The 22,192-nt window shown below is 66.5% G+C and carries 13 protein-coding genes and 2 pseudogenes; 12 read left to right on the top strand and 3 right to left on the bottom strand.

Annotated features, from left to right (window positions below):
• Positions 1 to 103 precede the first annotated feature (103 nt).
• From J7360_RS16340 to J7360_RS16285, 12 genes and pseudogenes are all read left to right on the top strand, one after another.
• Positions 104 to 943: a glycosyltransferase family 2 protein gene (locus tag J7360_RS16340; RefSeq protein ID WP_057663819.1), complete on the top strand. Its 840-nt coding sequence runs from the start codon at positions 104 to 106 to the stop codon at positions 941 to 943.
• A 127-nt stretch (positions 944 to 1,070) separates the two neighbouring features.
• Positions 1,071 to 2,105, top strand: coding sequence for a hypothetical protein (locus tag J7360_RS16335; RefSeq protein ID WP_057663816.1), 1,035 nt, complete (start codon positions 1,071 to 1,073; stop codon positions 2,103 to 2,105).
• Between the two features lie 10 nt (positions 2,106 to 2,115).
• On the top strand, positions 2,116 to 4,023 hold the full coding sequence (locus J7360_RS16330; protein ID WP_209034263.1) for a glycosyltransferase family 2 protein: 1,908 nt from the start codon (positions 2,116 to 2,118) through the stop codon (positions 4,021 to 4,023).
• Between the two features lie 49 nt (positions 4,024 to 4,072).
• A complete protein-coding gene (locus J7360_RS16325; protein WP_172955929.1) occupies positions 4,073 to 5,368 on the top strand; it encodes a hypothetical protein in 1,296 nt (431 codons plus the stop codon).
• Positions 5,350 to 6,318, top strand: coding sequence for a hypothetical protein (locus J7360_RS16320; RefSeq protein ID WP_039732032.1), 969 nt, complete (start codon positions 5,350 to 5,352; stop codon positions 6,316 to 6,318). Before J7360_RS16325 ends, J7360_RS16320 begins: the two co-directional genes overlap by 19 nt.
• 389 nt (positions 6,319 to 6,707) lie before the next feature.
• Complete coding sequence (gene pncB / locus J7360_RS16315) at positions 6,708 to 7,886, top strand: nicotinate phosphoribosyltransferase (protein WP_078586233.1); 1,179 nt, start codon at positions 6,708 to 6,710, stop codon at positions 7,884 to 7,886.
• A 201-nt stretch (positions 7,887 to 8,087) separates the two neighbouring features.
• Positions 8,088 to 8,543 carry a hypothetical protein gene (locus J7360_RS16310; protein WP_022559937.1) on the top strand — a complete coding sequence of 152 codons (456 nt, stop codon included), beginning with the start codon at positions 8,088 to 8,090 and terminating at the stop codon, positions 8,541 to 8,543.
• 28 nt (positions 8,544 to 8,571) lie between these two features.
• A complete protein-coding gene (locus J7360_RS16305; RefSeq protein ID WP_209034261.1) occupies positions 8,572 to 9,048 on the top strand; it encodes a hypothetical protein in 477 nt (158 codons plus the stop codon).
• Positions 9,049 to 9,131: 83 nt separating this feature from the next.
• A complete protein-coding gene (bcsA, locus tag J7360_RS16300; protein WP_089095989.1) occupies positions 9,132 to 11,276 on the top strand; it encodes a UDP-forming cellulose synthase catalytic subunit in 2,145 nt (714 codons plus the stop codon).
• 44 nt (positions 11,277 to 11,320) lie between these two features.
• Positions 11,321 to 13,662: pseudogene (gene bcsB, locus J7360_RS16295) on the top strand (cellulose biosynthesis cyclic di-GMP-binding regulatory protein BcsB).
• Entirely contained in the window at positions 13,659 to 14,831 is a 1,173-nt protein-coding gene (gene bcsZ, locus J7360_RS16290) for a cellulose synthase complex periplasmic endoglucanase BcsZ (protein WP_057663796.1), read from the top strand. The pseudogene bcsB and the gene bcsZ overlap by 4 nt, the downstream one beginning before the upstream one ends.
• Positions 14,813 to 19,342, top strand: a complete 4,530-nt coding sequence (locus J7360_RS16285; RefSeq protein ID WP_209034259.1) for a cellulose biosynthesis protein BcsC — start codon at positions 14,813 to 14,815, stop codon at positions 19,340 to 19,342. Before bcsZ ends, J7360_RS16285 begins: the two co-directional genes overlap by 19 nt.
• 232 nt (positions 19,343 to 19,574) lie before the next feature.
• Here the strand turns inward: J7360_RS16285 and J7360_RS16280 are convergent, their stop codons facing one another.
• From J7360_RS16280 to J7360_RS16270, 3 genes and pseudogenes are all read right to left on the bottom strand, one after another.
• The gene (locus tag J7360_RS16280) at positions 19,575 to 21,233 is read right to left on the bottom strand and encodes a PA domain-containing protein (RefSeq protein ID WP_007963667.1); all 1,659 of its coding nucleotides are present in this window, start codon (positions 21,231 to 21,233) and stop codon (positions 19,575 to 19,577) included.
• Positions 21,226 to 21,414: pseudogene (locus J7360_RS16275) on the bottom strand (hypothetical protein); the annotation flags it as partial. The gene J7360_RS16280 and the pseudogene J7360_RS16275, both read right to left, overlap by 8 nt.
• Before the next feature lie 92 nt (positions 21,415 to 21,506).
• On the bottom strand, positions 21,507 to 22,192 hold a 686-nt coding region (locus J7360_RS16270; protein ID WP_209034257.1), incomplete at its 5' end, for a Tn3 family transposase.

Here is a 22,192-nt window from a genome sequence, read left to right as displayed (position 1 = left end):
CGTCCGGCCCTCGACGCAATGCAGTCGCGGCAGCGCCTGTCGCGCAGCGTGCATTGCGAACCCAAGATGGCGCTGCGCCGCTCCGGCACCGGATAATGGCCGGATGACTCCCGTCCAGATCGCCGCCGTCGTCGTCACCTATGAAAGCAGCAGCACCATCGATGCGTGCCTGTCGCGATTGCGCGCGGCCGAGGGCATCAGCGAGATCCGGGTGGTCGACAACGCTTCCAGCGACGACACCCTGGAAGTGGTGCAGCGTCATGCCTTGGCCGATGCGCGGCTGCATTTCATCGCCAATCCCGATAACCCTGGTTTTGCGACTGCCTGCAACCAGGGTGCGCGCGATTCGCAGGCGCCCTGGCTGGTCTTCATCAACCCGGACCTGATGGTCGCGCGCGATACCTTGCTGCAGCTGTACCACCGCGCAGCGGGGCATCCGGCGGTGCTGCTGGGGGTGGAGCAGGTGGATGAGCAGGGGCGCCCGGATGCGGCTGTGCGCCGCCGCGACCCGGACTTTGCCGCGATGCTGCGCGCGCCGCGCGCCGCCGCCAATCTGGCGGTGCCGGCCGATCCGTCACGGGCCTTGCAACCGGTGGATGCGATCTCCGGGGCATTGATGCTGATGCAGCGCAGCCTGTTCGACCGGCTGGACGGCTGGGACGGCAGTTACCGTCTGCATGCTGAAGACCTGGATCTGTGTCGGCGCGCCCGCCAGGCGGGTGCGCTGGTGGCGGTAGCCAATGATCTGCAGGTGCTACACGTACGCGGGGTTTCCAGCCGCGCGCGGCCGTTCTTCGTGGAATGGCACAAACATCGTGGATTGTGGCGCTATTTTCGTAAATTCGAGGCTGATCGGCGCGGGCTGCTGACGCGGTTCGGAGTGTGGCTTGCAATCTGGATTCACGCAGCCGCACAGGTGCCGCGTTTGTTGCAAAACAAGTGAGCTCGACCGCGTTAAATTTGTGGTAAATCGGTGAGGGTCGCCGGCTGCAACTGTGATACGTTTCGCTCCGAAGTGTGATCAACCCTAGCTTCCTGTCCCTTCCGGGTCCCCCATCAGGAATCGTGCAATGTCTTTACAGAACGACCCGCAATGGCGGGTACGTCGGTCGTGCGCTACCTCGCTGCAGTCCAGTTCGGTTGCCCCGCTTTCTCATCCAAATCCAACGCAACCGCGTGCGCTGTCGGTCCTGGCATCGGCGCTTGCACTGGGCTGTGTGCTGGCCGCGGCGCCGGGCGCCGCGTTGGCCGGCGCGTGGACCCAGGCGCAGGGCGACACCCTGGTGATCGTCAAGGCGCTGCATAGCGATGGTCGCGGGTGGTTCGACGACAGCCACCACCGCACCACCTTTGGCGACGGCCAGCAATTCGACGGCAATGGCCGCAGCCGTCAGGACCAGCTCAACGTCTACGTCGAGCATGGTCTGACCGAAAAGCTCAGCTTCATCGGCAACTTCTATTTCAGCGACGTGGGTTTCAGCAACCACGATGCCGTCAATGGCCGTCAGCAAACCACGACGACCGGTTTTGCCGATCAGGAAATTGGCTTGCGCTATGCGCTGCCGAGCGCGCAGAACGATGTCTGGCGCAGTGCCGTCCAGGCCTTGGTGAGCGTCCCTGCATATGGGCGCAGCAAGACCTACCACCCGAACAATCCTTCCGCCAATTCCGACCCTGCGCTTGGTCTTGGCGACTATGGCCTCGAGCTGCGCTACAGCCGGGGGCGCGGTTACACGCTGGGCGGCCGCAACGGCTACGTCGATCTTGGGGGGGCGGTCCGCCTGCGCGGAAGCGCGGCGTCGGACGAACTGCGGGTGGACGCGTCCACAGGTCTGAGTCTGACCCCGAGTTGGCTGCTATTGGGCGAACTCAACGTGATCCAGGGGTTGGGCAACGGGCGTGGCAACGTCGATGTTGCCGGTAGCGGTGGCGGCGTGGGCTTCGTCGCCACCGGCACCAACTACGATCTCACCAAGTTGCAGTTGTCCACGCTGTATACGGCGCCGGGTGGCAGTCAGTGGCAGGTGGGGTATCAGCAGCCGGTCATGGGCCGCAACACCGGTGCCGCGGGCGGGCCATTCGTGGCCGCCTGGTGGCGTTTCTAAGGGGCCGCACATGACGGTGACCTGCGAAACGGACGCGCTGGGACGAGCGCCGGACATCGGCCGCGAACGCGGCCTGCTGGGTCGTGCGCTGGTGTCGGCAGGCGTCATCACCGACGAACAGCTGCGCTCGGCGCTGGCCTTGCAGCAACGCTGGAATTCGCGCCTCGGCGATGTGATCCTGGCCCAGCGCGGCGTGCCGGCGCAGCGGTTCTACGCCATCGTTGCCGCGCACTTCGGGCTGCAATTCATCGATCTGGTGCAGCAACCGCCGGATCCTGCGCTGCTCACCCCCGGCGATCTGGATAGCTACGCGCAACGCCTGGTGTTGCCGTGGCGGCGCGAGGACGGTGTGCTGGTGCTGGCGGTGGCCGATCCGGACCCGGCCCTGTTCGCCTGGGCACGCGCCCATTATGGCGAAGACGTGCGCTTTGTCGGTACCGCCAAGTTCGACATCATCTGGAGCCTGCAGCGCTACGCCGACGAGCAGCTCACCGACAACGCGCTGAATCTGCTTGCAGCGCATGCGCCGACGTATTCGGCACGCCAGGTCATCACGCGCGGGCAGAAGTTCGCATTGTGGGCGCTGGCGGCGGTGATGCTGGTGACGTTGGTGCTGTTCCCGGTGCCGGCCTTGATCGCCGTCAACGTGCTGGTGGCGCTGGGCTTTCTGGCCACCTTCGGGTTGAAGTTGCTGCTGGTGTGGTTCGGCTCGCGCCATCGCATCGACATCAAGGTCACCGAAGACGAAGTGGCCGCGCTGCGCGATGACGAGCTGCCGGTCTATACCGTGCTGGTGCCGATGTACAAGGAGCCGGAAGTCCTGCCGATTCTGGCCAACGCGCTGCGCAAGCTCGATTACCCGATCAGCAAGCTGGACGTAAAGCTGGTGCTGGAAGCGGACGACCTGGACACCATCGAAGCGGCCAAGAAACTCGGCCTGGAAGCGTTCTTCGAAATCATCCGGGTGCCGCCGTCGCAGCCCAAGACCAAGCCCAAGGCCTGCAACTACGCATTGCATTTTGCGCGTGGCGAGCTGCTCACCATCTACGATGCCGAAGACAAGCCCGAGCCGGACCAGCTCAAGCGCGTGGTTGCGGCATTCCGCAAGGCTGAGAAGGATGTGGTGTGCATCCAGGCGCGGTTGAACTACTACAACGCCGACGAAAACTGGCTGACCCGGATGTTCACGCTGGAGTACACGCTCTGGTTCGACTTCTACCTGCCGGCGCTGGAATACCTGCGTATTCCGATTCCGTTGGGCGGTACCTCCAATCACTTCCGTCTGGACGTGTTGCGCCAGGTGCGCGCGTGGGACCCGTACAACGTTACCGAAGACGCCGATCTGGGCGTGCGGCTGATCCAGAACGGGTATCGCGTCAACGTGGTCAATTCCACCACCTTCGAAGAAGCCAACGTCAGCATTCCCAACTGGATCCGGCAGCGTTCGCGCTGGCTCAAGGGCTATATGCAGACCTGGCTGGTGCATATGCGCGACCCGGTGCATCTGTATCGCAGTACCGGCTTCAAGGGATTTTGGGGGTTTCAGTTCTTCATCGGCGGCGGTTTTTTCACCGCATTGGGCGTGCCGGTGCTGTGGGCGTTGTACGCGGCGTGGGCGCTGACCGGCACCTCGATGTTCGAGCGCTTCTTCCCGCCGTGGCTGGCGGCGGTCTCGCTGGTCAATCTGCTGCTGGCCAATGCGTTCTTCATCTACATCACGCTGGTTGCAGCGTTCAAACGCGACTACTTCAAGCTGGCGCCGTACGCACTGACGGTGCCGTTCTACTGGGCGTTGCAGTCGATCGCCGCCTACAAGGGTCTCTGGCAGCTGATCCACAATCCGTTCTATTGGGAGAAGACCACGCATGGCATCAGCAAGCATTCGGAAAACGAGCGCCGCGCCGCACTCGAAGAGTGAGCCGGTTGCGCAGCGTCGCGAGAGCGGGCTGCCGGCGTTCCTCATCGCCGTGGTGGCGCTGTCGCTGCTGAGCCAGCCGTTGCTGGTGCAGTCGGTGGCCACGGTGCCCGCGCTTGTGCCGGACATCGGCGTGCCGGCGACCGGGTTGTTGGCGTGGGCGGTCGATCTCACCCTGCATCGCTGGAATCTGCCGTTCCAGGTCTGGCCATGCGTTGCGGTGGCTGCGAACGCGCTGTTCCTGTCGCTGCTGTGGCGCGATCTGGCTGGCGTGTTCGGGCGCGGCTGGGCCAGCGCTCTGACGCTGCTGGTGGGCTGCAACCCGCTGTTCCTGCTGCCGATCGCTGCCGGCGGCAGTCAGGCGGTGGGGTTGCTGGCCTTCTACGGTTTGTGCCGCACCTTGCGCCGCTTGCAGGCGCCGGTGGAAGCCTTCACCTATCTGCGCATCGCCGGTTGGTTGTGCATCTTGCTGTGCCTGGATCTGCAGACGCTGGCGCTGTCGACAATGGTCGCGCCGTGGCTGCTGCTGGTCATGCCGCCGCAGATGCTGCGCAAGGCACCGGGCTCGTTCTACCTGGTGTGCTATCTGCCGTTCGCGTTCCTGGTCGGCATGTGGGCCTACGTCAATCTGGTCGTGTTCAATGCGCCGTGGCCGACGCTGTCCAGCGTCGCACAGGCGTCGCACCCGTTGCCGTTGCCATTGGCCGGCCATGCCGACGGCTGGTTGCCGGCGGTCCGCTGGGGTGTGGCGGCCGTGGTGTGCTTCCCGGTGCTTGCGCTGGTGGCGCGTGCGCGCAGCGGTGCGTTGGCGCGCGGCGTGGTGGCCAGTACCGGCACCGTGATCTGCGCGGCCGCGCTGTCGTTCGCGTTCGGCTGGGCTGGCTTCGATACCCTGCTGCTGTTGTGGGTGCCGGCGGCGCTGTTGCTGCGTGCGCTGCACGCCGACCAACGCGGCCAGGCGGCCGGATTGCTGGTGCTGGGCCTGTTTGGTGCGATCTGGGCACAACCGCAGGGTTGGGGCAGATGGATGCATGCCGCAGCGCCCGACGAACAGGCCTTGATGCAGGGCGAGGCCGTTGTCATGACCGCGCCGGTATCGTTGCCGCTGCGTGCATCGGACGCCCCCACTACGCAGGATGTTGATGTAGGGCAGTCGGCGATGGCCGAGAGCGCTGCGGTGGCCCTGGCTGCAACGGCAACTGACCACACTGCCGTGCCGGCCAACCCGTCGGCGGCCACGGTGGCGCCGCAGGACAAGAACAATGCATCGTTGCGTGCGACGGCGTGCTCCCGGCACGCGGCGCCGCCGAATGCCGAGGTGTCTGCTGCATGTTCAAGCGCGTTCTAAGCGTCGCAACGTTGATCGGCGTGTGTGTGCTGGCAAACGGCTGCAATGCGGCCGCGCCGACCTGGATGGGCGCCAACGTCAAGGTCTCCGCCAACGCCCCGTGGGAAAGCCAGGCTGCAGCGCAGTCGTTGGACGCATTGGCCAAGACAGGTGCAAGCAAGGCGTTGCTGGTGGCGTTCGTGTGGCAGGCCGGCCCGCAGTCCAACGACCCGGTGCTGGGCAGCGACAGCAGTGTCGACGCCATGCGCGCTGCGTTGCGGCAAAGCCTGCAGGCTGGCTTGCAGCCGACGCTCAAGGTGCATGTCTGGATTCCGGGGCACTGGGCCGGCGATGCCGCACCCACCGACCCGGCAGCCTGGTTTGCGGCCTACCAGAATGCGTTGCTGCCGTTGGCCAGGTTGGCCCAGGACGAACACGCCGAAGCGCTGGTGCTCGGCACCGAGTTGCGCAAGTTGCAGGATGCGCCGCAATGGCCGGCGTTGGTCGCGGCGGTGCGCAAGGTCTATCACGGAAAATTGCTGTATGTGGCCGACGGCATGGAGCATGCCGAGAGCTTCCGTTACTGGTCGTTGTTCGATGCGGTGGGCACCAGCCTGTATCCGCGCCTGTCCGAAGCTGCCGATGCACGCAGCGCTGAAATGACCGCTGCGGCGCAACGCCTGCAGCAGTTGGGTCAGCGCGTGGGCAAGCCGGTGTGGGTGGCCGAGCTGGGATTGCGTTCGGCGCGCGGTAGTCTGGCAGCGCCGTGGGAAAGCCCCGAGCAGCGCACGGCCGCCGTCGATACGCGCTTGCAGCTGCAGGTGTTGCAGCAGTGGCGCAAGGTGCTGCAGGCGCATGGCGTGGAAGGCATCGCGCTGTGGTGCTGGTATACCGACCCCAAGGCCGGCGGCCCGGGCGACAGCGACTTCACCGTACAGGGCAAGCCGGCGCAGCAGGTGCTGGCGCGCTGAGGGCGGCTCACCAAACGGCTGCGCGTGCCGCAAGGCGGTGCGCGGTCGGTGACCGGATCGCCGGATACCGCTCGCGTGCCTGGGCTTCAGGCGCCGGCCACGCCACGTGATGCGGGCTCGCTTTGGTGGTCAGTCGCGCTAAATCGTGGCTGCACAGGCATGGTATGCACCTGTGCTGCGCCTCAGGCGGGCGCGGCTGCACGTGCTGGCGTCACTTTGCATGCCTTCTGCCTTTCCCCAGCAACTGCGCTGCGCAGGACTGGTTGAAACTCGCTGGCCCAACTTGGCAATCGCCGGTCCGTGCCTGACGACACAGGTGCGGAGCGTCGTCACGCGAGGCGTGCGCAGTGCACGCCCCGCCATCGCCGCTAAGGGCATAATCCGGCGGCATGATCATCCATTCGTTGCTCGACACCGATCTGTACAAATTCACCATGATGCAGGCGGTGCTGCACCAGCACCCGGCAGCGCAGGTGGATTACCGCTTCAAATGCCGCACTCCCGGCGTGGACCTGGCGCAGTTCATCGATGAGATCTCGCGCGAGATCGATGCGCTGTGCCGGTTGCGGCTGCGCGAGGACGAAGTGGATTACCTGCGCAGCCTGCGCTTCATCAAGCCGGACTTCGCCGACTTCCTGGCGCTGTTCCATCTGGATCGCAAGTATCTGAGCCTGACCGCATCGGCCACCCATCCGGGCGAGATCGAGCTGACCATCCGCGGGCCGTGGCTGCACACCATCCTGTTCGAGGTGCCGCTGCTGGCGATCATCAACGAGGTCTGGTTCCGCAATACCTCCGAGCCGGATTTCGAAGAAGGCCGCAGCCGCCTGCGCGAGAAGGTAGCCAGCCTGCGCAGCATGCCGGCCGGCTGCAAGATCGCCGATTACGGCACCCGGCGGCGCTATTCGCGGCAATGGCATGGCGAGTTGCTGCCGCTGCTGCGCGATGGCCTGGGCGAGCAGTTCGTCGGCACCAGCAACGTGTACTTCGCGAAGCAGTACGGGCTGACCCCGCTGGGAACCATGGCGCACGAGTATCTGCAGGCGTTCCAGGCGTTGGGTCCGCGGCTGCGCGATTCACAGGTGGCGGCGCTGGAATCGTGGGCGCGCGAATACCGTGGCGATCTGGGTATCGCGTTGTCGGACGTGGTCGGGCTGGATGCGTTCCTGCGCGATTTCGATCTGTATTTCTGCAAGTTGTTCGATGGCATGCGCCACGATTCGGGCGACCCGTTCGAATGGGGCGAGCGCGTCATCGCGCATCTGGAAGCGCACCGCGTCGATCCCCGGACCAAGGTGCTGGTATTCAGCGACGGGCTCAATATCGACAAGGTGATGCGGCTGTACCAGCACTTCCACACGCGCTGCCGGCTGGCCTTCGGGGTGGGCACCAGCCTCACCAACGATCTGGGACCGATGCCGCTGCAGATCGTGATCAAGATGGTCCGCTGCAATGGCCAGCCGGTGGCCAAGCTCAGCGACTCGCCCGGCAAGAGCATGTGCGAGGACATCGGGTATCTGCGCTATCTGCGCGACGTGTTCGGGTTGCCGCCGATGGCAGAGACATGATCGATCGGGGCAACACTGCAGAAGAGTGACTGGCAGGGTGACCACCCGCTAAGTAAATTCCCTACACGCTGTCGGGGAATGCCGGAAAAAGTGAGACGTAGCTCTCAATTCCGGGGTGTCGGCCGTTAACATCATCACACGTGCATCACATCGGGTGCATGCGTCGCATGTGACGGCCCCTTTCCTTGCGAAGTCTGTTGAATGAGCGCACTCGACCCGCTGCCGCTATACCGCACGCGCAGTTGCTCCCGGCAATGGCTGGGGTTTGTGCGCGCGATGGCCGAGGAGTTCGGCGCCGAGTTGTCCGAGGACGATCTGGCCCTGTTGATGGCGCGGATCGGCCGCCGCTTCGCACGCGAACAGCGGCTGGCGCCCTGCGCCACGCTGGATGACGCGCAGCACGCGGCCAATGCGGTGTGGGACTGCTGCGATTGGGGCCAGTGCGCGTTGGAGGAGTACACCGACCATGTGCAGATCCGGCACGCAGGGGCGCCGTTGAGCGTCGCGCTGAATGGCGCCGCGTGGAGCGATGGGTTCTTGCAGGGGGTGTATGAGGGGTGGTTTCAGCAATTGGGGATGCTGGCAGGCCTGGCGGTGCAGAGCGTGCCGAGCGACACCGTTGATCTGCGCCGCCTGGTGTTGGCGCGCACGGCATGAGCATGTCTGATCGGGCAAGGAGAGTGTGATGACAGCGAAGAAGGGCAAGGACGCAATCCAACATGACGATGTGTCGGGCCTGTTCGCGCGTCTGGGAACGCCGGCGAGCCAGGGGTACCACGATTTCGCCTACACCCAGCTGTCGCCGCGCACCTCTGGCCTGACGCAGGCCCATGCGCCGGCAGCGGTCGAACCGATCACTATTGCGCCCGATGCCGTGCAGCCGCCGGTGGGGGTTGCAGCGCCGACGCCGGGCGTGGGCATGCCGGCCACCGTCCCGCTGCCAGAGCGTTCCTTGCAACCCGTCGTGACGGCAGCAGATCAGGTGCCGGATGCGCTCGCCCCGCTGCGCAGGTTGCGTCAGTTCGACGAACCGGCGCCGCGCGGCGTGCAGCCGGCCGATCGGCCTGCGCAGACGCCATTGGAGCGCTTGTTCCAGCGCCTGTTGCAGGCCGATGCGCGCAGCTGCGCGCAAAGCCCGCTCAAGCGCCTGCGTTCGCGTTGACCTGTTGCCCGTTGTTCCCCGCCGCAGGCGCCATGCGCTTGCGGCTTGTTGTGCCGCACGCCGCCATGCCTGAAGGACGATTGATGACCGCTGCCAGCCGCCGTTCCGCATCACCGCTGCCCACGCTGGCGACCTGGGCGCTGTGGTTGCTGGGTGCGTTGCTGCTGGTGTTCGTGGTGGCCGTGCCGATGGATGTGACGCAGCAGCTGGTGTTTTCCGGCGTGTTGTTCGCGGTGGCGTTGGCGGTGCGCAACCGCGGCGGGCGGGTGGTCATCCTGATGATGATGGGGATGTCGCTGGCGGTGTCGTGCCGTTACATCTGGTGGCGCATGACCCAGACCATGGGCGTGGGCAGCGCGGTGGATTTCATCCTCGGCCTGGGCCTGCTTGGCGCCGAGCTGTATGCCTTCGTGATCCTGGTGCTGGGCTATTTCCAGGTGCTGTGGCCGCTCAACCGCAAGCCGGTGCCGCTCCCGGCCGACCAGCGCCTGTGGCCCAGCGTGGACGTGTTCATCCCGACCTACAACGAGCCGCTGTCGGTGGTGCGCACCACCGTGCTGGCGGCCAGTGTGATCGATTGGCCGGCCGGCAAGATCACCATCCATTTGCTGGACGACGGCCGTCGCGACGAGTTTCGCGCGTTCTGCGCCGAGGTCGGCATCAACTACGTCACCCGCACCAATAACGCGCATGCCAAGGCCGGCAACATCAATGCCGCGTTGAAGAAGTGCAGCGGCGATTATGTGGCCATCTTCGATTGCGACCACATTCCCACCCGCAGTTTTCTGCAGGTGGCGATGGGCTGGTTTCTGCACGACACCAGGCTGGCACTGGTGCAGATGCCGCACTATTTCTTTTCGCCGGACCCGTTCGAACGCAACCTGGACACGCATGGCAAGGTGCCCAACGAAGGCGAGTTGTTCTACGGCCTGCTGCAGGATGGCAACGACCAGTGGAATGCCACGTTCTTCTGTGGTTCGTGTGCGGTGATCAAGCGCACCGCGCTGGAAGAAGTGGGCGGCGTGGCGGTGGAAACGGTCACCGAAGATGCGCACACCGCGCTCAAGCTGCAGCGCCGCGGTTACCGCACCGCCTACCTGGCCGTGCCGCAGGCTGCGGGCCTGGCCACCGAAAGCCTGTCCGGCCACGTGGCGCAGCGCATCCGCTGGGCGCGCGGAATGGCGCAGATCGCACGCATCGACAACCCCTTGCTGGGTCGCGGGCTCAAACTGTCGCAGCGGCTGTGCTACCTCAACGCGATGCTGCACTTCTTCTACGGCGTGCCGCGCATCATCTATCTCACTGCGCCGCTGGCCTATCTGTTCTTTGGCGCGCACGTGATCCAGGCCTCGGCGTTGATGATCCTGGCCTACGCCCTGCCGCATATTTTGCAGGCCAACCTGACCAATCTGCGCGTGCAGAGCCGCTTCCGCCATCTGCTGTGGAACGAGGTCTACGAAACCACGCTGGCCTGGTACATCTTCCGTCCCACCCTGGTGGCCTTGCTCAATCCCAAACTCGGCAAGTTCAACGTCACACCCAAGGGTGGGCTGGTGGCGCGCAGCTATTTCGATGCGCAGATCGCCAAACCCTATCTGTTCCTGTTGTTGCTCAACGTGGTGGGCGTCGTGGCCGGTGTGCTGCGGCTGATCTATGTGGGTGGCAGCGGCGAGCAGCAGACCATCTGGTTCAACCTGGCCTGGACGCTCTACAACATGGTGCTGCTGGGCGCCACGATTGCCACCGCCAGCGAAACGCGCCAGGTGCGCAGCGCCCACCGTGTGCCGCTGGATGTGCCGGTCACCCTGTATCTGCCCGATGGCGGTGTGCTGCCGAGTCGCTCGGTGAATTTTTCCACGGGCGGCATGGCGATCATGCTCGCGCAGCCGCAGCCGATCGAGCCGGGTTTGCCGGTGCAGATCGGCCTGAGCCATCGCGGCGTGGAGCAGACCTTGCCGGCGGTGGTGCGCCAGGATCGCGATGGACAGGTCAGCATCCAGTTCACGCAGATGTCGATGGAACAGGAGCGCTGGCTGGTGGCGTCGACCTTCGCGCGCGCCGACATCTGGCTGTCGCAGTGGGGCCAGCACGACCGCGATGCGTTCTGGCGCTCGATGGGACAGGTGTTGGAAGCCAGTGCACGCGGATTCGGGCGACTGGGCGGGCATATCGTGGACAGCGCGCGGCAGGGCTTTCGCCCGAGGCGCGCGGTGGATCTGGAGTCGTAAGTGTGATGCGTGGCGTTTCTTTTTGCTTTACCAGGACGCAGCTGATGCGGATGTTCCCGGCTGTGTTGAGCTGTGCGTTGACCTTGCTGGCAGGCCTGGCGCAGGCGCAACCGCCCATGCCTGCAATGCCATCTGCACAGGCAGGCAGCCAGATGCAGGCAGCCAGATGCAGGCAGCCACGCCATCGCAGGTGCCCGTCGCCTTCGCAGCGGCGCCTTTGCCAGGAGGCAGCACGCGTGCGGCAACGCTGCGCGAACTGGGCATCGACTACGAAATCACCTTGCGCGGGGTGCAGGGCAGCGCCGGCGTGCCCTTCAGCGTGCGCAGCGACGAGATCGTCACCGCGGCCACGTTGACTCTCAAATACAGCTACTCGCCCTCGCTGTTGCCCGACCTGTCGCACCTCAAGGTCACCATCAACGGCGTCACCGTGGCCACGCTGCCCACCGACAAGGCCAACGCCGGCAAGTTGCTCTCGGCTGATCTGCCGATCGACCCGCGCCTGGTCGCCGATTACAACCAACTCGATCTGCAGTTGATCGGCCACTACACGCGCGATTGCGAAGACCCCGACCACAGCAGTCTGTGGGCGAATGTGGATGCGGCCACCAGCCTGTCGCTGACCACCACGCCGCTGGCCTTGACCAACAACCTGGCGTTGCTGCCGGTGCCGTTCTTCGATGTGCGCGACACGCGCCGGCTGGAATTGCCGTTCTATTTCCCGCAGCGCCCGGACACCGCCACGTTGCAGGCGGCCGGTACGGTGGCCTCGTGGTTCGGTAGCCTGGCCGGCTACCGGGGCGCGGTGTTCCCGGCATCCACCGAGGCCTTGCCGGCGTCCGGGAACGCGGTCGTCTTCGAGACGCCCAGCACCTTGCCAGCGCAATTTGCGACCGCCCACAGCGGCGTGGCCGACATCCGCGGCCCCACCGTGGCGGTGCTGGCCAACCCCAACGATCGCAACGGCAAGCTGCTGCTGGTGCTTGGCCGCAACAGCGAAGACCTGCAGCGTGCCGCCACCGCGCTGGCCCTGCACGCACCGTTGACCGGTGCGGTGGCCCGCATCGGCGAAATCAGCGCGCCTGCGCCGCGGCGGCCCTACGACGCACCCAACTGGGTGTCGAGCGAGCGTCCGGTACGCTTCGGCGATCTGGTCACCCAGCCCAGCCAGCTCAACGTCACCGGCTATCACCCCGACCTGATCCGGGTAGGCCTGCAACTGCCGCCGGACCTGTTCGTGTGGGAGCGCGATGGCATTCCGGTGGCGTTGAACTACCGCTACACGCTGCCGGAGCAGGACAACAAATCCGCGCTCAATGTCAGCATCAACGAATCGTTCGTGACCACGCTGCCGCTGACCGGTCGCCCGTTCGCCGAATCCACGCCGATGCGCTGGTGGAACAGCCTGGGGACGCGCGGCAGCATGCCGGTGCATCAGGACCTGACACTGCCGGTGGGCGCGTTTTCGGCCAACAGCCAGCTGCGCTTCCATTTCTTCTTCGATCGCCCGCAAGGCGAAGCGTGCAAGAACACCTTCCCGGATGTGTCCGGCGCCATCGATGCCGATTCCACCATCGACCTGAGCGGCTTCCACCACTACATGGCGATGCCGAACCTGGCGGCGTTCGCCAATGCCGGCTACCCGTTCACGCGCCTGGCGGACCTGTCCGAATCCGCCATCGTGCTGCCCGACAATCCCGGCGATCAGGACCTGAGCAACGTGCTGACCCTGCTCGGGCATTTCGGTGCTTCCACCGGTTACCCGGCGCTGCATGCGCAGATCATTGGCGCCGGCGCAGTGCAGCAGCATGCCGGCCGCGATCTGTTGCTGCTCGGTAGCGCCCAATCGCAACCGTTGTTCAAGCAATGGCGCGCGCATCTGCCGATCGGCCAGGACGGGCGGGCGCCCCGCTTTGCGCTGACCGACTGGCTGTTCGAACGACTGCCGCGATTTTTATCCTTCGATGCGCGCCGCACCGACCTGCCCACCACCGCCGAGATCGCCCTGCAGCCGCAGCCGGACGATGTGCTGTTGATGGGCTTCGAATCGCCGCTGAAATCCGGCCGCAGCGTGGTAGCCTTCCAGACCGAAGACCCGGCCAACATGAGCCGCCTGTTCGATGCCTGGTTCGACCCGACCCTGCTCAAGGATTTCCAGGGCAGCGTGGTGGTGTTGCAGCAGAACAAAGTCACCAGCCTGGTCGGCAACCAGACCTATTACGTGGGGCACCTGCCGCTGCCGACTTGGCTGCGCTGGTATTTCTCGCACCACCCGGTGTGGCTGGCCTTCACCGTGGTGCTGCTGGCGCTGTTGCTGGCCTTGGCCGCACGCGTGCTGCTGCGCAGGCACACCGCCGAGCGGCTCAACGACGGTGGCGGCGCATGAGCACGCACGGTGGCATGACGCGCCGTCGCCTGCTGCGTGCAGGCGCATTGGCGGGCGTGGCCGCGCTGCTGCCGGCAGCCGCGATGGCGGCGCCCAGCCAGTGCGGGCCGTGGCCGCTGTGGAGCGCCTTCGTCGACAGGCACATCCAGCCCGATGGGCGGGTGGTGGATTTTCTCAATCCGGATCAACGCTCCACCTCCGAAGGGCAGTCGTATGCGCTGTTCTTCGCCCTGGTCAACAACGACCAGGTGCTGTTCGACAAGGTGCTGAGCTGGACCCGCCACAACCTGTGCGGCGGCCGCCCGGATCTCAACCTGCCGGCATGGCTGTGGGGCCGCGATGGCAGCGGCGCCTGGCGCGTGCTGGACGCCAACACCGCCAGCGATGGCGAGTTGTGGATTGCCTATGCGCTGCTGGAAGCCGGCCGGCTGTGGAGCCGCCCGGGCTATCTCAAGGCCGGCCAGCAGATCCTGCAGCTGATCCGCGCGCAGGAAACGGCCACGCTGCCCGGGCTGGGCCCGATGCTGCTGCCGGGCCGCACCGGCTTCGTCGACAACGGGCGCTGGACGCTCAATCCCAGCTATCTGCCCATCCAGGTGCTGCGCCGCTGCGCCAACGCCGACCCCAAGGGCCCATGGGCGGCCATCGCCGCCAACAGCGCGCGCGTGCTGCGCGACAGCGCGCCGGTGGGGTTTGCCCCGGATTGGACGGTGTGGGACGGCAAGACCTTCAATGCCGATCCCAAGCGCGGCAATGTGGGCAGTTACGACGCCATCCGCGTGTACCTGTGGGCCGGCATGCTGGACGCTGGCGAGCCGCTGCGCGCGCGATTGCTGAAGGACCTGTCCGGACCGGCCGACCTGCTCGCCGCGCAGCAGACGCCGGCCGAAAAGATCGACACCGCGCGCGGTGCGGGCACCGGCGCGCTGCCGGTGGGATTTTCTGCGGCGTTGTTGCCGTACCTGAGCGCGCTGGGCAAGCCAGCGCTGCTCAAGGCGCAGGCGCAGCGCGTTCCCGCCGCCACGCAACCGGCCGCCGCTGCATTGCCGTATTTCGAACGCACGCTGGCCCTGTTCGGACAGGGATGGCTTGAGAACCGCTACCGCTTTGCCGCAGACGGGCGCCTGTTGCCCGCCTGGAGAACCCCTGCATGCGCCGCAACGACCTGAAGCCGTTCTACCTCGCCGGCATGCTGGAGCTGTGCCTGCTCGCCGCACCGGCAGCGCATGCGCAGACCAGCGCCACCCAGCAGTTGGTGGAGCAGGGCAACTACTGGCACGACCAGGGTCGCGACGATCTGGCCGCCGATACCTGGAAGAAGCTGCTCGGCATCGACCCGGACCAACCCGACGCATTGCTCGGCCTGGCCCAGATCGATCTGGCGCAGGGGCGCCAGTCCGAGGCGCGCAAGCGCCTGCAGCAACTGGAAGGCGCGCATCCGCAATCGCCGCAGGCCCAGCGCCTGCGCGTGGCGATGGGGGCGCGCGGTGGCAGCGGTGCGGGCGAAGACTCCAATCTGCGCAACGCACGTCGTGCCGCCTCTGCCGGGCGCTATGTGGACGCGGCGCGCAGTTACGAAGCCGCCTTCGCCGGCAAGCCGCCGCCGCCGAACCTGGCGCTGGAGTACTACCAATCGCTGGCCGGCACGCCCACCGGTTGGGAGCGCGCCCGCGACGGCCTGCGACGCCTGCAATCCAGCGACCCGGGCAATCCGTCCGTGCAGCTGGCGCTGGCGCAGGTGCTCAGTTACCGCGAAGCCACCCGCCGCGACGGCATCGCGCAATTGCGCACGCTTGCCCAGCGCGCGGACGTGGGTGGGCCGGCACGCAGCAGCTGGCGCCAGGCGCTGCTGTGGCTCAACGCCGGCATGGCCGATGCGCCGCTGTACCAAGCATTTCTTGCCGGTACCCCGAACGATGCCGAAGTGACCGCCAAACTTGGCCAGCTGCGCGCGCAACGCGCGGTGGCCACCACGCCGGCCGATCCCAACGGCGTGCTGCTGGGCGAAGGCTTCCGCGCGCTGAGCGCCAACAATCTGAGCGCAGCCGAACAGCGCTTCACCCAGGTCTTGCGCGCACGTGCGCGCGACCCCGAAGCGCTCGGCGGCCTGGGCTCGGTACGTCTGCGTCAGCAGCGTTTTGCCGAGGCGCAGGAACTGCTGCGACCGGCCGCGGCCAGCAACGGCAAATGGAAAAGCGCACTGGAGAGCGCCCGCTACTGGCAGCAGCTGCAGCAGGCCGAAGCCGCGCGTGCGCGCGGCGATCTGGCGCAGGCGCGCCAGCTGATAGAGCAGGCGGTGCAACTGCTACCCAACGAGCCGGCCGGACACGTGGCGCTGGGTGACCTGCAGGCCGCCGGCGACCCGGTCGCGGCCGAAGCCAGCTATCGCAAAGCCTTGTCGCGCGAGGCCGACAATGCCGGCGCATTGCAGGGCCTGGTCGGGCTGTACAGCCGCCAGGGCCGCCTGCAGGAAGCCAGCGCCTTGTTCGACCGGCTGCCGGCGGCCGAGCGCGCCAAATCCGGTGGCCAAGCCCTGCTGCGCTCCAATGTGCAGCGCGCCCGTGCGCGTCAGTTGCTGGACGCCGGCGATGCGGTCAGCGCGCAGACCGAGCTGGAAGCGGCCATGGTCGAGCGTCCGGGCGATGCCTGGATCCGCCTTGATCTGGCGCGCCTTTACCAGCAGGCTGGCCGCCCGGATCAGGCCCGCAGCGTGATGGACGGCCTGCTCGCCGTGCATGGCGACCAAGCCGAGGCGCTGCACGCCAATGCGCTGCTGGCGCAGGAAGGCGGCGACTGGCAGGGCGCCTACGACAGTCTGGATCGCATTCCAGCCGCGGCACGCACGCCGGCGATGACCCAGCTGCGCGCCACCGCCTGGATCCAATTGCAGGCGCGTCAGGCGCGGCAGCTGGTCGCGCAGGGTCGGGTGGGCGAGGCGCAGCAGTTGCTGGCGCGTAACGAAACGGCGCTGGGCAATCAGCTCGACGATCCGCAACTGCTGGCCGCCCTGGCCGGCGCGCATGCCGACGCCGGCAACACCCAGCGCGCGCTGGTGCTGGCCCAGCGGCTGGTCACCGGCGCCAGCCCGCGCATCGAAGACCGCCTGCAATACGCCAGCGTGCTGCTGCGCGCGCATCAGGACGCCGAGCTGTCGGCGGTGTTGCGACAGCTTCAGGCCACCACCATGACCCCGGAGCAGCTGCGCCGCTACCAAGGCCTGCGCAGCGCCTACACGCTGCGGCAAGTGGATGCATTGCGCGAGCTCGGCAATCTGGAAGGCGCCTACGACGCGTTGTCGCCGGTGCTGGCACAGCAGCCGGACAACCGCGATGCGCAGGCCGCGCTTGCGCGGTTGTACGCGGCAGCCGGCGAGCACCGCCAGGCGCTGGCGATCTACCAGCAGATCCTGCAACGTCGGCCCAGCGATCTGGACACGCTCACTGCCGCCGCCGACAGCGCCGCCGCGCAATCGGATCTGCGCAATGCAGAGCGCTATCTGCAACGCGCGCTGGCGCAGGCGCCGGAATCGCCGGACGTGCTCGCCGCCGCCGGCCGCGTGTATCGCAGTGCCGGCAAGAACCGCAAGGCCGAGCAGTATTTCCGTGCTGCGCTGGCGGCGCAGCAGCGTCAGGCCGGGCAGCTCGACAATGGCCTGGCTTCTGCAGGTGGCCCGGCTGCCGCCGCCGCATCCGGTCGCCCGCTCAACCCATTCTCCGGCATGACCGGCGCCATGCCGCGTTCGCTGGCGGTGCTGTCCGAACGCATGGACGCCGGCAGCGCCTACAACGACGTCGCAACCGCACCTGTCGCCTACATCGCGCCGCTCGCCATGCAGCCCGGCGCCGCACGTGTCGCAACTGCCGCACCCGTCAATGCCGCCGCCGATAGCAGCAGCGACGCGTTGCCGCAACCGGTACGCGCCAGCACCGTGCCTTCCACCTTGCCTGCGCCCAGCAGCCGCGTGCGCGCTTCCACGCATGGCGCGCTGCCGCCTGTGTCGGGCAGCGATCTGCAGCCGCGCAGCATCGCCGCGCAAGCACTGCCTGCGCGCAGCAGCGGCAATAGCGTGCTCGACGAATTGCGCGCCGTGCAGGCGGAAAACAGCGACGGCCTTGCCGGCGGCGCGCTGTACCGCGCGCGCGACGGCGAAGACGGCCTGGGCCGTCTGGACGACATCGAAATGCCGGTGCAGGCCGAATTCGCAGTCGGCGAGGGCAAGCTCGGGGTCACGCTGACACCGACCGTGGTGGATGCCGGCACGCTCGGCACCGACTACGCCACCGCCAGCCGCTTCGGCACCGGCCCGCAGAGCGCCATCGGCGATGCGCTGGCCGCCAACCGTGGCCCGATCGACACCCTGGTCGATTCGCCGGTGTATCAGTTGCTCGCCACCGAAGGCGATACCGCCGCCACGCGCGAACGCCTGCGCCGCTACACCTTGAACACCGGCTTGTTCAATGCACTGCTGGTGGAGAACAACAACAGCACTGCCGCTGCGCTGGCTGCGTTGGCCAACGAGCCGCTGCCGGCCTACCTGCTCAGCATCAACGCCTCCAACACGCCGATTGGGCAGCTGGCACGCGACATCCTGGGCAATGCCGCGCTCAGCGAACAGCTGGGTGCAGGCGACGCGGCCGCTTTGCGTGCGCTGGCCGGCAGCACGGCCGCCGCGCAGCAGACGCCGACCGGCCTGGCCGACACGCTCGATGCCATGGCCGCCAGCGGCAACGGCAGCCGCCGGCTCAGCCAGGACGACACCGGCGTGGGCGTCGGCGTGCGGTATCGCAATGGCGGTTTCAGTGCCGAACTGGGCAGCACCCCGATCGGGTTCCAGGAGCAGAACCTCATCGGTGGCGTGGGCTATCGCGGCGAGCTCGGCGACACCGTCAGTTGGTCGGCCGAGGCCTCGCGGCGTGCGGTGACCGATAGCGTGCTGTCGTTTGCCGGTGCGCAGGATGCGCGCAGCGGTCGCCAATGGGGCGGTGTCACCAGCACCGGTCTGTCGCTGTCGGCCACTGCCGACAACGGCCTGCTCGGTGGCTACGCCAGCCTTGCCGCGCACCGCCTGCAGGGCAACAACGTGGCCGACAACGACCATCGCCAGGTCGACCTGGGCTTCTACGTGCATGCCTTGGAGACCGAGCATCAATCGCTCACCGCCGGCGTCAATCTGACCACCATGCAGTACGACAAGAATCTCAGCGGCTTCACTTACGGGCACGGTGGCTACTTCAGCCCGCAGGACTATGTGGACCTGGGGTTCCCGGTGCATTGGAGCGGGCGCACGGCCGGGCAGGCGGTGAACTGGAAGGTCGACGCCAGCGTCGGTGTGCAGCATTTCAGCACCGAGGCCTCGCCCTATTTCCCCACCGACCCGACCCTGCAACAGGCGGCCTACGACGCCGCATCGCTGGCCGCGCTGCTCGGCCTGGTCAATCGCTACACCGACCCGGTGTATGCGGGCGAAAGCCGCACCGGCGTGTCCTACAATCTCAGTGGCGCGGCCGAATGGCAGGTGGCGCCGCAGCTGTTTCTGGGCGGGCGGCTGACCTTCAACAATGCACGCGACTACAACCAGTTCAGCAGCAACCTCTACCTGCGTTTCGTGATGGATCGCCTGGGCGCTGCGCTGGGGCGTGCGCCGCAGGTGCTGACCTCCCCGTATGCGGCGGAGCATTGATGTGCCGGCAAACCTGGTGCCTCGCTCCGAAGGCGCGCAGCAGGGTCTGCAGCGAATGCACGCAGGCGGCGTGATGCCGCGCGTGCATGGGGTTCGCATCCTCGCCTGCGCCGTGGTGTGAATCGTCGCCACGCTGCATGGACCGCGTGGCCGCACGCAACAACGCGGCAGCAGACAAACGAACGGCGCCTTCCGGCGCCGTTCGCATCGCATCACATCACCCGTTCGTCGCTTACGGGCGCACCTTGGTGGCGCAGACGAAGACCGCTGCCTGTTGCACGCGGCTGATCACGCCCTGGCTCTGCAGCTCGCGCGCATGTTCGTCCATGCAGGTCAGGTAACCCAGGCGGTTGCCGACGTTCTGCGTCTTGCACAGGCTGCTTTCGGCAGACACGTTCGCGCCCGGAATCAGGCCGCCGGTCTCCACCGTCGGGACCGAGGTGTTGCAGGTGCCCAACTTGGCCGGCCCGGTGTTCAAGGTCCAACCGATGTCGGCAAACAGCGCCGGGGTCAGGTCGATGTTGACGTGCGCCTGCACTTCCGGCGTGTCGAACGGTTCCATCAAGGCATTGGGCTGCAGATCGGTATCGAAGTGCGAGAACGTCGAACCGCCGGCCACCACGCTGGGCGAGTACAGCCGCGTGCGGCCTGCGCTGTCGGTGCCCTGCAGCAGCTGCGGATCTTCGTACAGCGCCGCGACCACCGCAGTACTGCCCTTCAGACGCGCGCCATCGGCCTGCGAGACCATGATGGCGGGGATGGTGATGTCGGTGATCGGCGGTGCTGCGTTGCCCATCGTCTGCACACCGGCCGCGTTGTTGGCGACGATGACGCCCACCGCGCCGTTAAGCTGCGCATTCTTCACCTTGATCGCGAACGCGCAGGTGCCGCGGTCGATCAGCGCCACCTTGCCGGCCACATCGGCCGCATTGACGAACGGGGTTTCGCAGCCGTCGCTGGCCGATGCGGCTGCCACGCCGTCGTTGACCGTCACCACCGAACGCGCCGGGAAATTGGCGGCGGTGGCCAGCGGACCGAAGCTGGCAAAGCCCACTTCGAACTTACCTGCGGCGCTGGCCGGCGCGGTGACGCGCAGCAGGGTGCGCGGATCCAGGATCAACGCCGCCTCGCGGTTCACGCGCGTCCCGGCCCATACCGTACGGCCGGGCGTGCGCATCGCTTCGGCGCGCAGGGCGTTGGTCATGGTCGGGTCGTCGAAGCGCTTGTTCTGGACGTTGTCGTAGGCCTGCGAGGTATAGACGTCGGTCAGGCCGCTGCCCGAACCCAGCACGCCGGTGGTCTTGTTGAGGAAGCCCGCCGCGCCCAGACCGTGGCCTATTTCGTGCATCACCACGTTGAGGAAGTTGATCTGGCCTTCGGGCGTCTTGCCGTCCAGACCCAGGTACCAACCCGAACCGGCCAGGCAATCGTCCTTGCCCAGGTCGCCGTTGAACTGCGAAAACACGTCGGCCGGATCGGACGGATCCGGTACCAGGTCCTGCCCGGCGATCGCATCGCCCAGCGCGGACGGGTACAGCGTATTGGCCTTGGCACCGGGGAAGTTGTTGACGATCCAGTTCGGGCCGGCCTGGCCCAGCGTGCCGCCGGTGGCGGTACAGGTCAGCCGCGCGAACGAGGCATAGACCTTGATCTCGACGTTGCTCTGCAGCACCGCGCCCCACAGGTCCATGGCGTACTGGTATGCGATGCGGCGTTGCTCGCCGATCGAGCGGCCCGGGTTGCCACCCAGCGGTGCGGCAGCGGTCGGGTCGTTCAGACCGACCACGGTGCCGGCATCGCCATTGATCAGCGTGACATTGGCTGCCCGGGCATGCAGCGGTGCCAGTGCGGCCGCCACGGCCAGGGACAACAGCAACAAGGGCTTATTCATGCGGCAGCGCTCCGTGCTCGGCGTGGGTGGGTTGGGCGGTGTCGGCCTCTGCGCTGTGTTCGATGACGATGCGTCCATCGGCCTGGCGGGTTGCCGTCAGCGAACTCATCTGGGTGGCCGGCAACTTGCGCGCCACGGTGCCATTGGGCAGGCGCCGCTCGGTCGCGCGTGCGGCCGCTTCGGGGTTCAGCCGACATACGTGTAAAAGTAGCTCACAAGATTGGATTTCATCCATTACATCAGTGAGTTAGCGGATATTTTGGCGCACCAAAACTACCCTACCAATGCCAGTTCAGTCTCATACGGTTCCGGGACCGCCTCCACATCAATCAGGTAATCCCCGAAGCGCTTCACATGGCTGGTCACGTACGGGCTGAGGCACGCCACGTCCTCCCGCGTGATCTTCCACCCCTGCCGCATCAGAGACGTCATGATTCGGGTCTGTTCGACCACGTTGTAGAAGATGACGGCATTGGAGACCAGGTCGTTGTATTTGACGGCCTTCTCCTGCTCAACGGGGTCATTGTCGGCAATCACTCCTTCCCCGCCGAAGAAGAAATACTTTGCGAAGCCGTTGTAGGCCTCCACCTTGTTGGTCGAGGCGGTGATCTGCTCGCGCAACTCGCGGTTGGAGATGTACTGCAGCAGGAACAAGGTGCGCACGGCGGAACCGAGCGCCTTGAAGGCCTGGTACAGCCGGTTCTTGCGGCTGTAGTTGCCCAGCTTGCGCATCAACGTCGAGGCCGCGATCTTGCCGGTCTTGATCGAGAGCACGACCTGCATCAGGTCCTTCCAGTGGGTCTCGATCAGATCCCAGTCGACAGTGTCCCGGAACAGCGCATCGATGTGTTCGTAACGAATGTCCTCATCGGGGCGGAAGAACTTGTATTCGCGCCAGTTGCGGATGCGCGGCATCAGCTGGATGCCCAACAGATGCGAAAGGCCGAACACCGGCAGCG

This window comes from Xanthomonas sp. D-99, assembly GCF_017746145.1.
Lineage (GTDB): Bacteria > Pseudomonadota > Gammaproteobacteria > Xanthomonadales > Xanthomonadaceae > Xanthomonas > Xanthomonas cissicola.
The sequence above is the reverse complement of the archived record's forward strand: the minus strand, read 5'-3'. Positions and strand labels throughout refer to the sequence as shown.